10 protein-coding genes are annotated in these 12,501 nt (G+C 67.1%); 8 read left to right on the top strand and 2 right to left on the bottom strand.

The features are described 5' to 3' along the window. Positions 1-23: 23 nt before the first annotated feature. The gene (gene guaD / locus LCM15_RS13150) at positions 24-1,358 is read left to right on the top strand and encodes a guanine deaminase (protein WP_224857118.1); all 1,335 of its coding nucleotides are present in this window, start codon (positions 24-26) and stop codon (positions 1,356-1,358) included. 225 nt (positions 1,359-1,583) lie between these two features. Beyond that, positions 1,584-2,450, top strand: a complete 867-nt coding sequence (locus tag LCM15_RS13155) for a bifunctional allantoicase/(S)-ureidoglycine aminohydrolase (RefSeq protein ID WP_224857120.1) — start codon at positions 1,584-1,586, stop codon at positions 2,448-2,450. Here LCM15_RS13155 and bhcR read toward each other — a convergent pair. Beyond that, the gene (gene bhcR, locus LCM15_RS13160) at positions 2,434-3,276 is read right to left on the bottom strand and encodes an HTH-type transcriptional regulator BhcR (protein ID WP_224857122.1); all 843 of its coding nucleotides are present in this window, start codon (positions 3,274-3,276) and stop codon (positions 2,434-2,436) included. The genes LCM15_RS13155 and bhcR overlap by 17 nt on opposite strands. Positions 3,277-3,445: 169 nt before the next feature. Between bhcR and bhcA the strand changes: the two genes are divergently transcribed. The 6 genes from bhcA (at position 3,446) to LCM15_RS13190 (ending at position 10,752) form a co-directional block, all read left to right on the top strand. Next, positions 3,446-4,633: an L-aspartate--glyoxylate aminotransferase BhcA gene (gene bhcA / locus LCM15_RS13165; RefSeq protein ID WP_224857124.1), complete on the top strand. Its 1,188-nt coding sequence runs from the start codon at positions 3,446-3,448 to the stop codon at positions 4,631-4,633. Then, positions 4,630-5,595, top strand: coding sequence for a beta-hydroxyaspartate dehydratase BhcB (gene bhcB, locus LCM15_RS13170; protein ID WP_224857126.1), 966 nt, complete (start codon positions 4,630-4,632; stop codon positions 5,593-5,595). The genes bhcA and bhcB overlap by 4 nt, the downstream gene beginning before the upstream one ends. A 61-nt stretch (positions 5,596-5,656) precedes the next feature. Further along, positions 5,657-6,820, top strand: a complete 1,164-nt coding sequence (bhcC, locus tag LCM15_RS13175) for a 3-hydroxy-D-aspartate aldolase BhcC (protein ID WP_224857127.1) — start codon at positions 5,657-5,659, stop codon at positions 6,818-6,820. A gap of 144 nt (positions 6,821-6,964) precedes the next feature. Continuing rightward, positions 6,965-8,404: an NCS1 family nucleobase:cation symporter-1 gene (locus tag LCM15_RS13180; RefSeq protein ID WP_224857129.1), complete on the top strand. Its 1,440-nt coding sequence runs from the start codon at positions 6,965-6,967 to the stop codon at positions 8,402-8,404. Between the two features lie 58 nt (positions 8,405-8,462). Further along, on the top strand, positions 8,463-9,428 hold the full coding sequence (gene bhcD, locus LCM15_RS13185) for an iminosuccinate reductase BhcD (RefSeq protein ID WP_224857132.1): 966 nt from the start codon (positions 8,463-8,465) through the stop codon (positions 9,426-9,428). 328 nt (positions 9,429-9,756) lie between these two features. Then, positions 9,757-10,752, top strand: a complete 996-nt coding sequence (locus LCM15_RS13190) for a type I glyceraldehyde-3-phosphate dehydrogenase (RefSeq protein WP_224857134.1) — start codon at positions 9,757-9,759, stop codon at positions 10,750-10,752. A gap of 290 nt (positions 10,753-11,042) precedes the next feature. On the opposite strand, the gene LCM15_RS13195 is transcribed toward LCM15_RS13190, so the two are convergent. Next, complete coding sequence (locus tag LCM15_RS13195; protein WP_224857137.1) at positions 11,043-12,467, bottom strand: uracil-xanthine permease family protein; 1,425 nt, start codon at positions 12,465-12,467, stop codon at positions 11,043-11,045. Positions 12,468-12,501: the final 34 nt, after the last annotated feature.

Below are 12,501 nucleotides of genomic sequence, written 5' to 3' on the forward strand. Positions count from 1 at the left end.
CCTTTCCGAAACGGAGACCCGAAATGACCGAGACCCTGCTGCGCGGACGGCTTCTGACCTTTCACCGCGAACCGGCGGACCAGACCGACACCGAGGCCTATACCTATCTCGAGGATGCGGGCCTGCTGATCCGCGACGGAGTGATCGCGGCCACCGGCCCCTTTGCCGACGTCAGGGCGCAGGCCCCCGAAGCGCCCGTCACCGACCACCGCCCGCACCTGATGATGGCGGGCTTCGTCGACACGCATATTCACTTTCCGCAGGTGCAGGTTATCGCCTCGTGGGGGGCGCAACTGCTCGACTGGCTGAACGGCTACACCTTCCCCGAGGAAACCCGCTTTGCCGATCCGGCGCATTGCGCCCGCATGGCCTCGGCCTTTCTCGACCTGCTGATCGCGCACGGCACCACCACCGCCGTCAGCTTCTGCTCGGTGCATTCCGAAAGCGCCGAGGCGCTCTTTGCCGAGGCCGCGCGCCGCGACATGCGGATGCTGGCCGGCAAGGTGATGATGGACCGCAACGCGCCGGACGGGCTGCGCGACACGGCGCAATCGGGCTATGACGACAGCAAGGCCCTGATCGACCGCTGGCACGGGCGGGGGCGGAACGGCTATGTCATCACGCCCCGCTTCGCCATCACCTCGACGCCGGAACAGCTTCGGATGGCTGGGGCGCTGGCCGCCGAGCACCCGGAGTGCCACGTGCAGACCCACCTGTCGGAGAACCGGGCCGAGATCGCCTACACCGCCGAGCTCTACCCGGAGGCGCGCGATTATCTCGACGTCTACCAGCGCAACGGCTTGCTGGGTCCGAAAACACTTCTGGGCCATGCCATCCACCTCGAGCCGCGCGAGATCGACGCGCTAGCCGAGACCGGGGCGCATCCGGTGTTCTGCCCGACCTCGAACCTCTTCCTTGGCAGCGGGCTGTTCGACGACGCGGGCCTGCGCCAGCGCGGCATCGCCAGCGGCATCGCCACGGATGTGGGCGCGGGCACCAGCTATTCGATGCTCCAGACCTTGAACGAGGGCTACAAGGTCCTGCAGCTTCAGGGCCAGGCGCTGCATCCGATGCGCGCCTTTCACTGGGCCACCCGCGGCAATGCAGAGGTGCTGGGACTGGCGGACCGGATCGGCACGCTCGACGCAGGCTCCGAGGCCGATATCGTGGTGCTCGACTCTGCCGCCACCGAGGCGATGGCGCTCAGGACCGAACGGGCAGGCACTTTGGCCGAAGAGCTCTTCATCCTGCAGGTCATGGGCTGCGACCGCGCCGTCGCAGAGGTCTACGTGTCGGGCACCGCGCGCAAGCGCGCAGCGCGCCCTAAGGACCGCCATCTCATGCCCGAGCCGGCCTGACCGGACGCGCGCCGCCCGCGCCCGAAGGAGAGGCGCGGGCGCCTTCCGGCCTGCCGTTTCGCTTCGTGGTTCGCCGCGCGACCGGTCGGAGCCGGCCCGTCGAAACCCCGCACCCAAGCCGCTCACTTTCAAATTTTCCGGAAAAGACTTGTCCGATCATTGCGGGTTTCGGGGGAAATCGCTGCCGCGCATACTCTTGCCAATACGGCTTTCACGGAGACCCAGATGTCGCCCAAGTACTACGCCCCGACGGGCGGCCTGCCCGGGCAGGACCAGCTTCTGACCGACCGCGCCATCTTTACCGAGGCCTACGCGGTGATCCCCAAGGGCACGATGCGCGACATCGTCACGAGTTTCCTGCCGGGCTGGAGCGACACGCGGCTGTGGGTGATCGCCCGCCCGCTGTCGGGCTTTGCCGAGACCTTCAGCCAGTACATCATGGAAGTGCAGCCCGGTGGCGGCTCGGACATGCCCGAGACCGAAGAGGGCGCCCAGGGCGTGCTGTTCATCGTCGAGGGCGAGGCGACCCTGCAGGTCGATGGCCAAACCCATGTCCTGACCCCCGGCGGCTATGCCTACCTGCCGCCCAGTGCCGACTGGCAGCTGCACAATCGCGGCTCCGAGGTGCTGCGGTTCCACTGGGTGCGCAAGATCTGGGAACCGGCCCCGGGCCTTGACGAGCCGGACGTGCTGATCCTGAACGAGGCCGACATCGCGCCGACGCCGATGCCCGACACCAATGGCGCATGGGCCACCACGCGCTTCGTAGATCCCGCCGACCTGCGCCACGACATGCATGTGACCATCGTCACCCTGCAACCCGGCGGGGTCATCCCCTTCCTCGAAACGCATGTCATGGAACACGGGCTCTACGTGCTCGAGGGCAAGGCGGTCTACAAGCTGAACAATGACTGGGTCGAAGTTGAGGCGGGCGATTTCATGTGGCTGCGCGCGTTCTGCCCGCAGGCCTGCTACGCGGGTGGCCCCGGTCCGTTCCGCTACCTGCTCTACAAGGACGTCAACCGGCACATGAGCCTGCGCCCCGGCGCATTGGCCCAGCCCCGCGCAAAGAGGCTCAAGGCTGCCGAGTAACCTGCCCTCCGATGGCCTCCGTCAGGCTCCGGGCCGCCTCGATCACGGGGCGGCTCAGCCTGTCGAGCGCGTCCGCCGTCACCCGACTGGTCGGGCCGGAGACCGAGATCCCCGCCAGCGCTTCGCCCGCGGCGTCGAACACCGGGGCTGCGATGCAGCGCATCCCGAGATTGCGCTCCTCGTCATCGACCGAGTAGCCGCGCGCCCGGATCGCGGCGAGATCTTCCTGAAGCGCCATCGGGTCGGTGATCGTCCGGGGCGTGAAGGACTGCAATCCGCCCTTCAGCCGCCGCGACAGCCGATCTTCGTCCATCTGCGCCAGAAGCGCCTTGCCGATGCCCGAGGCGTGCATCGCCGACAGGGTGCCGGGCGGAAAGAAGGCGCGGATGTTGGCGTGCGTCTCGACCTGGCTGAGAAACAGCACCTGCCCCTCCTTCTCCACGCCGAGATTGGCGGTCTCTCCGGTCGCCTCCATCAGCCGTCGCATCACCGGGCGCGCGCGGTCGACGAGGCTGGTGCGCCGCAGGAACCGTGCCCCGATGGTGAACGCCCGCGCGCCGATGTGCCAGAGCTGTTCCTCGGCGTCGAATTCCACCAGTCCGCGCCCCTCGAGCGTAACCAGCACGCGATAGACCGTCGAGGGCGACTGCCCCATCTCATCCGAGATCGTGCTGAGGGCCATGCCCTGCCGTTCGCTCAGGAACTCGAAGACCTCCATGGCGCGGTCCAGCGACTTGATGGTGTTCTGGGCGGTCTTGTCGTTCCAGTCACGCGGTCGGCCACGGGCCTTGCGGCTTCCGCGCGGGCCATTTTCTTGCGAATCCATGAGATGTCTTTCGGTTTCCGTGAAATGCCGCTTCACGATATGAAAATTTCAAGCGCCTGTAAACGCTTCCATTTTCCCGCGCGCCGCAGAAATGAAAAATGCATTCAAAAAAATATCCCTGCGCTCCGGCCGCGCCTAAGCTGCCAGGCATGACGAAGGGAGACACGCCATGAGCTTTCAGAATCCGGTTTTCATTCCCGGCCCGACCAATATCCCCGAACGGCTGCGCAAGGCCTGCGACATGCCGACCATCGACCACCGCTCGCCGCTGTTCGGACAGATCCTGCACCCGGCGCGCGAGGGCGTGCGCAAGGTGCTCAAGAGCGACAGCGCCGAGATCTTCATCTTTCCCTCGACCGGCACCGGCGGTTGGGAAACCGCGCTGACGAACTGCCTGTCGGCGGGCGACACCGTTCTGGCGGCGCGCAACGGCATGTTCAGCCAGCGCTGGATCGACATGTGCCAACGCCACGGGCTCGAGGTCGAGGTGGTCGAGACGCCGTGGGGCCACGGCCTGCCCGCCGACCGCTACGAAGAGATCCTCACCGCCGACACCGGCCACCGAATCAAGGCGGTTCTGGCCACCCATAACGAGACGGCAACCGGCGTCAAATCCGACATCGCCGCGGTGCGCCGCGCGCTCGACGCCGCCGGCCACCCGGCGCTGCTCTTCGTGGACGGCGTCAGCTCCATCGCCTCGATGGACTTCCGCTTCGATGAATGGGGCGTGGATGTCGCCGTCGCGGGCTCGCAGAAGGGGTTCATGCTGCCGCCGGGTCTTGCGATCACCGGCTTCAGCGCCAAGGCGATGGAGGCCACGAAGACCGCGACCCTGCCGCGGACCTTCTTCGACGTGGCCGACATGGCCAAGGGCTATGCCAACAACGCCTATCCCTACACCCCCGCCGTGGGCCTACTGAACGGGCTGAACGAGGCCTGCGGGATGCTGCTCGACGAGGGGCTGGAGAACGTCTTTGCCCGCCACCACCGCATCGCCGAGGGCGTGCGTGCCGCCGTGGGCGCCTGGGGGCTGGAGCTCTGCGCCGTCTCCCCGGAGCTCTACTCCGACACCGTCAGCGCGATCCGCACGCCCGAGGGCTTCAACGCCACCCAGATCGTCGAGCACGCGGCGAGCGCCTATGGCGTCGCCTTTGGCACCGGGCTCGGCGAGGTCGCGGGCAAGGTCTTCCGCATCGGGCACCTTGGCTCGCTGACCGATGTGATGGCGCTCTCCGGCCTCGCCACGGCAGAGATGGTCATGGCCGATCTGGGTCTGGACATCCGGCTCGGCTCGGGGGTCGCCGCGGCTCAGGACTACTACCGCGCCAACCGCACGCCGCTGAGGGCCGCCGCATGAAGGACAGCGCCATGATCATCCCCACCTACGAGGACATGCTGGTCGCGCACGCGCGCATCAAGCCGCATGTCCGGCGGACCGAGCTGCGCCAATCTGCCTACCTCAACGAGCTCACCGGCGCGGACCTGTTCTTCAAGTGCGAGAACTTCCAGGAGCCGGGGGCCTTCAAGGTCCGAGGGGCCTGCAACGCGGTGTTCGGCCTCGCCGACGCGCAGGCGGCCAAGGGGGTGGCGACGCATTCGAGCGGCAACCACGCCTCTTGCCTCAGCTACGCGGCGATGCGCCGGGGCATCCCCTGCAACGTCGTCATGCCGCGCACCGCGCCGCAGGCCAAGAAGGACACCGTGCGCCGCTACGGCGGGAAGATCACCGAATGCGAGCCCTCGACCAGCTCGCGCGAGGCGGCCTTTGCCGAGGTTCAGGCGGCGACCGGCGGCGATTTCGTGCACCCCTATAACGACCCGCGGGTGATCGCGGGCCAAGGGACCTGCTCGAAGGAGTTCATGGAACAGACCGACGGGCTCGACATGGTCGTGGCCCCGATCGGCGGCGGCGGCATGATCTCGGGCACCTGCCTGACGCTGGCGACTTTGGCGCCGGAATGCCAGGTGATCGCGGCAGAGCCCGAGCAGGCGGACGACGCCTATCGCAGCTTCAAGGCCGGCCACATCATCGCCGACGATGCGCCCAAGACCATCGCCGACGGGCTGCTGGTGCCACTCAAGGATCTGACCTGGCACTTCGTGTCGAACCACGTGAGCGAGATCTACACCGCCTCGGAAACCGAGATCGTGGACGCGATGAAGCTGGTCTGGAAGCACCTCCGCGTGGTGATGGAGCCGTCCTCGGCCGTGCCGATGGCCTGCGTCCTGAAAAACCCCGACGCCTTCCGTGGCAAGCGCGTCGGCATCGTTCTCACCGGCGGCAACGTCGACCTCGACCGTCTGCCCTGGATGGTCTGAGCCGCACCGCCATGCCGTTGGCCGGGCCTCTGCCCGGCCCACCCCGACAAAGGAACACGAGATGAAAGACATGACCAACCTCGACGCTTATGAAGTCGGCTTCGACATTCCCGCCAAGCCCGGCATGGATGAGGCCTCCATCCAGACCCCTGCACTGGTGCTCGACCTCGACGCACTGGAGCGCAACGTCAAGAAGATGGGCGACTACGCGAAGGCGCACGGGATGCGCCACCGCGCCCACGGAAAGATGCACAAATCCGTCGACGTGCTGAAGCTGCAGATGGAGCTCGGCGGCGCGGCGGGCGTCTGCTGCCAGAAGGTGTCGGAGGCCGAGGTCTTCGTGCGTGCCGGCATCAAGGACGTGCTGGTCTCGAACCAGGTCCGCGACCCGGCCAAGATCGACCGCCTCGCGCAGCTGCCGAAGCACGGCTCCGAGATCACCGTCTGCGTCGACGACGTGGCGAACGTCGCCGAACTGTCCGAGGCGGCGCAAAAGCACGGCACCGAGCTTGGCATCTTCGTCGAGATCGACTGCGGCGCGGGCCGCTGCGGCGTCACCACGAACGCGGCGGTGGTCGAGATCGTGAAGGCCGTCGAGGCCGCGCCCGCCCTGTCCTACAAGGGCATCCAGGCCTACCAGGGCGCGATGCAGCACATGGACAGCTACGCCGACCGCAAGGCCAAGATCGACGCCGCCGTGGCGCAGGTCGGCGACGCGGTCGAGGCGCTGAAGGCCGAGGGTATCGACACCGGCCTCGTCTCCGGCGGCGGCACCGGCTCCTACTACTTCGAAGCGAACTCGGGCCTCTACAACGAGCTGCAATGCGGCAGCTACGCCTTCATGGATGCCGATTACGGCCGCATCCTGGACGAGGACGGCAAGCGCATCGACGCGGGCGAGTGGGAAAACGCCTTCTTTCTGCTCACCTCGGTCATGTCGCACGCCAAGGCCGACAAGGCGATCTGCGATGCCGGGCTCAAGGCCCAGTCCGTGGACAGCGGCCTGCCGTTCATCTTCGGGCGCGACGATGTGGAATACATCAAGTGCTCGGACGAGCACGGCGTGATCAGCGACCCCGACGGCGCGCTGAAGGTCGGCGACAAGCTTCGTCTCGTCCCCGGCCACTGCGACCCGACCGCCAACGTGCATGACTGGTACGTCGGCGTTCGCAACGGAAAGGTTGAAACCGTGTGGCCGGTCTCGGCGCGCGGCAAGGCATACTGACTTTTCGTGATTGGAGGACCCGGCCCCCGAGGGGCCGGGAAGTCGACTGTTCCGTATGCCCCTTCCTCCGGGCGGTGGCGGACAGACGCACGAAAAGGCAGATGGAATAACAATAACTTACCACTGTCTGAAAGGGAGAAGACAATGACCGATATCACGCAGGACGCCGCCTTGGGCGCAGATCCGGGGGCGCACACGGCGCTCGATCCCGTGACGCCGGAAGAAAAGACGTGGGGCTGGTTCGCCATCTTCAACATCTGGGCCAATGACGTGCAGTCGCTGTTCGGCTATTCGCTGGTGGCCTCGCTGTTCATTTCCTACGGCGTCAGCGGCTGGACCGCCTTTGCCGGGCTGATCGCGGCGGGCCTGTTCACCATGTGGATGGTCAACCTCTCCGGCGCGCCGGGCGAGAAATACGGCATCCCCTACCCCGTGCTCGCCCGCGCCAGCCTTGGCACCGAGGGCGCCAAGCTGCCCGCCATCCTGCGCGCCACGGTCGCGGTGTTCTGGTACGGGGTGCAGGTTTATTTCGCCTCGACCGCGCTTGCGCTGCTCATCCGCTCGCTCACCGGCGCGGAAAGCGGCACCGTGTTCCTCGGCCTGACCGGCATCGACTGGCTGTCCTTCGTGCTGGTCTGGGCGTTCCACATCGTCATCTTCTGGCGCGGCATGAACTGGGTCGAGACCTTCCTCAACATCGCCGGCCCCTTCGTCTACCTCGTGATGATCGGCCTCGTCATCGTGCTGTGGCAGAAGTCCGACGGAGAGCTGCTGAACGCCACCGCCACGATCTTTGCCAACCCCGAGGGCACCTTCCTGACCGAGTTCAACGGCTTCGTGGCCATCGTCGGCACCATGGTCGCCTACTTCGCCGCCGTGATGATCAACTTCTCGGACTTCTCACGCTACGCCAGAACCAAGAGCGCCATGAAGACCGGCAACCTCGCCGGGCTGCCCTTCAACATGATCCTGTTCTCGGCGCTCGCGCTGCTGACCACCGGCGGCGCGGCAGTCGTCTATGGCGAGGCGATCATCAACCCGACGGAAATCGTCGAGCGCACCGACAGCGTGCTGCTCAGCATCATCGCCGCCGTCACCTTCTTCGCGGCGACCGTGGGCATCAACCTCGTGGCCAACTTCATTCCCGCGGTGAACGGCATCGCGAACCTCGCGCCCCGGCGCATCAGTTTCCGCGTCGGCGGACTGATCACCTCGCTCTTCGCGCTGGTGATCGGCGGGCTGTGGACGAGCTTCATCAGCGCCTTCGGGATTGGGGGCTTCGTCAACACGCTGGGCGCCACGCTGGCCCCGATCTTCGGGATCATGATCGTGGACTACTACTGGCACCGCAAACAGACGCTGGACCGCGCCGCGCTCTACACCCTGAACAGCGGCGAGTACCACTATGGCAATGGCTGGAACGCCCCGGCGGTCAAGGCCTTCGCCATCGCCGCGGTGTTCTCCATCGCGACCGTCTGGCTGCCCGCTCTTGGCTTCCTGAACGGCTACGCGTGGGTGATCGGCGCGGTGCTGGGTGGCCTGCTTTACAACATCTTCACCGGCGGCCGCGTGCCGTCGAAGTGACCGACACCGGGGCCGCCCCGCGTGGCGGCCCCGTCCTCATTGCAAAGGAGAGTTCCACATGCTGATCGTGCCCGAACGCGAGATCGCCGCCCTGATGACCCGCGAGGCGGCCTTTGCCGCCGTGGAAAAGGTGTTCGCCGCCATGGCCTCGGAACAGGCGTACAACTTCCCGGTGGTGCGCGAGGCGATCGGCCATGAGGATGCGCTCTACGGCTTCAAGGGCGGTTTCGACCGCGCCGGCCTGACACTCGGACTGAAGGCGGGCGGCTACTGGCCGCACAACCTCGAAAAGCGCGGCGAGATCAATCACCAGTCGACGGTCTTCCTGTTCGATCCCGATACCGGCAAGGCCAGGGCCATGGTCGGCGGCAACCTGTTGACCGCGCTGCGCACCGCCGCGGCGTCGTCGGTCTCGATCCGGCATCTGGCGCGCGACGATGCCAAGGTGCTGGGCATGATCGGCGCCGGGCATCAGGCGACCTTCCAGTTGCGCGCCGCACTGGAGCAACGCGAATTCGAGAAGGTCGTGGGCTGGAACCTGCACCCCGAAATGCTGCCCAACCTCGAGAAAGTCGCGCAGGAGGCCGGCGTGCCGTTCGAGGCCGTCGACCTGCCCGGCATGAGCGAGGCCGATGTCATCATCACCATCACCTCGGCCTTCTCGCCATCGCTGATGGCCGAGCATGTCAGCCCCGGCACTCACATCGCCTGCATGGGCACCGACACCAAGGGCAAGCAGGAGGTGGAGGCGGCGCTTCTGTCCCGCGCCACCGTCTTCACCGACGAGGTCGCGCAGTCCGTCAGCATCGGCGAGGCGCAACACGCGGTGGCCGAGGGCGTTCTGAAGGCGGAAGACATCGCCCAGCTGGGCGCGGTGATCAACGGCAGCCATCCGGGGCGACAGTCGGCGGAGGAGATCACGCTGTTCGACGGCACCGGGGTCGGGCTTCAGGATCTGGCGGTCGCCGCGGCGGTGGTGGATCTGGCCGTCGAAAAGGGCGTTGCCATCGAGGTCGATTTCTGACCTGTCAGTTCTGCGCCGAAACGCGCGCGCCCGGGTGGACCGATGAGGGCACCCGGGTGTTCGCATGTCACCTGTTTGCCGTGTCAAAGGATCTGTCGATGTCCCTGTCTCTGTCGTTTGCCGCATTCCCGGTCCTGCCCGGACCAGCGCGCAGGCCCGCGTCTTCCGCGACCGCGCCAGAGGACGGGTTGCGCCCTTGCCGCCGGGCGCGGGCGGTCGCGGGGTTCCTGCCTCGCCCGGCAGTGACGTCGCAGCGTCCCGAGCGCCACCCGGACGAGGCGCGCGACCGTCTGCCGGTCCGCACGCTTCGGCAGGAAGGAGCGGTGGCATGACCCGCGTCTTCATCAACGGCTTCGGGCGCATCGGACGGACGCTGTTTCGCCAGCTCCTGCAGGATGACAGCGATCTCGAGATCGTCGGGATCAACGACATCGCGCCGCTGGAGATCTGCGCCTACCTTTTGCGGTACGACAGCGTCTATGGCCCGCTGTCCACGCCGGTGACCACCGGGCCGAACTGGATCGGCATCGGCCCGCGCCGCATCGCCTTCAGCCACGCACCGGACCTGCGGGCGCTCGATCTCAGCGGCGTCGACGTCGTGCTCGAATGCACCGGGCGGGCACAGACCCGCGCCGTCGCGGAGGCCGGGCTCGAGGCGGGCGCGCGCGCCGTCCTGATATCGGGTCCGTCCGAAGCGGCGGACAAGACCGTGGTGCTCGGCGCCAACGAACAGGAGTTGGGGGCCGCACGCATCGTCTCGAACGCGTCCTGCACCACCAATGCCATCGCGCCGCTTCTGCGGCTGCTCGACCTCGGGCTGGGGATCGACAAGGCGCATGTAACGACGATCCACTGCTACACCAGCAGCCAACCCACCACGGACGCACCTGGCGCCTCGCCGGAACGCTCGCGCGCCGCGGCGGTGTCGATGATCCCCACGACCACGAGCGCCACGGGTCAGGTGATCGGCGTGCTGCCGGACCTCGAGGGCCGCATCAGCATCGCCGCGGTCCGGGTGCCCTGCATCTCGGTCTCGGCGGTGGATGCGGTGATCCACACCTCCGAGGATATCGAGCAACCGGTGACGGAGTTCCTGCGCGAGGCGCTGGCCGGCTCGTCGCTGATCGGTCTGACCGAAGATCCCTGCGTGTCCACCGATTTCCGCGCACGACCCGAGTCGCTGGTGCTGTCGTTGCCCCAGACGATGACAACCGGCAGCCGGCAGATCCGGCTATTGGGCTGGTACGACAACGAATGGGGCTTCTCGGCCCGCATGATCGAGATGGCCCGCCGCATGGCGGCGCGGCCCGATCCTGCGGCCTGACCTCTCGGAGGGCCACAGTCGAGGGCGTCATTGCCCTCGCCCTCTAAGGGAAAGCCCCTGCCGAGGCGCGGCGCTCGAGCGGCGGGCTTCTCCGCGCTTAGAGCGCGCGCGGATCGTGCCTACTCATTCATCGCTCGGTCGTGCTTCGTCTCTCGACCGTCTGCCGCTCCTGCCGCAAGCACGTGTCCGGACGACGGCGTCGATAGACGCACGCACCCGCGAAAAGGGCGACGCAGTGCGCCGCCCTGTCCCGTGTCAATCTGCGGCCCCCTCAGAACCTCTCCCACGCCTCAGACGCGATCGTCCTTGGCGTAGGAGCCGCGTCCGTGGCCGGCCATGCCGCCCGAGACTTCCTCGGTCGCCTCGTCTGAGAGTTCCTCGGGCAGCAGCAGGTTCAGCACGATGGCGATCACCGCCGCCGGCAGGATGCCCGAGGTCGCGAGGACCTTCGCCGTGGAGGGCAGGTATTGCAGCGCGTCCGGTTCCAGTTGCAGGCCCAGACCCAGCGACAGGGCGATGGCGAAGATCACCATGTTGCGGCGGTTCCAGTGCACGTCCGACAGCATCGAGATGCCCGCCGCGACCACCATGCCGAACATGACGATCACGCCACCGCCCAGCACCTCGATCGGGACCGAGGAAATCACCGCGCCGATCTTGGGCAGCAGGCCGCACACGATCAGGAACACCGCGCCGATCGTTACCACCGTGCGGCTCATCACGCCGGTCATCGCGATCAGCCCGACATTCTGGCTGAACGAGGTGTTGGGCAGCGCGCCGAACAGGCCCGAGATCGCCGTCCCGATCCCGTCCGCGAAGGTCGCGCCCTGGATCTCGTCGTCGGTCGCTTCGCGGCCCGCGCCGCCCTTGGTGATGCCGCTGACATCCCCCACAGTCTCCACCGCCGAGACGAAGGACATCGCGCAGAAGCCGATGACCGCCGCCACCGAGAACTCCAGCCCGAAATGCAGAGGGTTCGGCAGCGCGAAGGGCGCGGCGGTGCCGACATTGGAAAGGTTGACCTGGCCCAGGGCAAAGGCCAGTGCATACCCCACCAGCAGGCCCACCAGAACCGCCGAGACCGACAGCATCCCGCGGGCGAAGAACTTCAGCCCCAGCGTCACCACGATCACGGTCCCGGCCATGAACCAGTTCACGCCCGACCCGTATTCCGGCGTACCGATGGCGGGCACCCCTCCGGCGGCGTACTGGATGCCGACCTCGACCAGCGCGAGGCCGATCATCGTGACCACGAGGCCGGTCACCAGCGGCGGCAGCGCGAAGCGCAGGCGCCCGATGAAGAGGCCGAGGAAGGCGTGGAACAGGCCGCCCACCAGGATGCCGCCCATCAGCACGGCGATGGCATCGACCCCCTTGCCGGCGACCAGCGGGATCATGATCGGGATGAAGGCGAAGGAGGTGCCCTGCACGATGGGCAGGCGGGCGCCCACGGGGCCCACCCCGATGGACTGAAACAGCGTCGCGATGCCGGCAAAGAACATCGACATCTGGATCATGTAGATCATCTCGGGAAAGTCCGGGCTGTTCGAGCCGAAGCCGAAGCCCGCCGCCCCGCAGACGATGATCGCGGGGGTCACGTTCGAGACGAACATGGCCAGCACGTGCTGGATGCCCAGCGGCACCGCCTTGATCATCGGCGGGGTGTAATTCGGGTCCCTGAGTTGCTCGGGTGTCCCGAGGGATGTGTCTGCCATGCGTCTTTCCTCCCTTTGGCGTGCGGGTGCCGGC

It is taken from the genome of Salipiger bermudensis (assembly GCF_020171625.1).
Taxonomy (GTDB): Bacteria; Pseudomonadota; Alphaproteobacteria; order Rhodobacterales; family Rhodobacteraceae; genus Salipiger; species Salipiger bermudensis_B.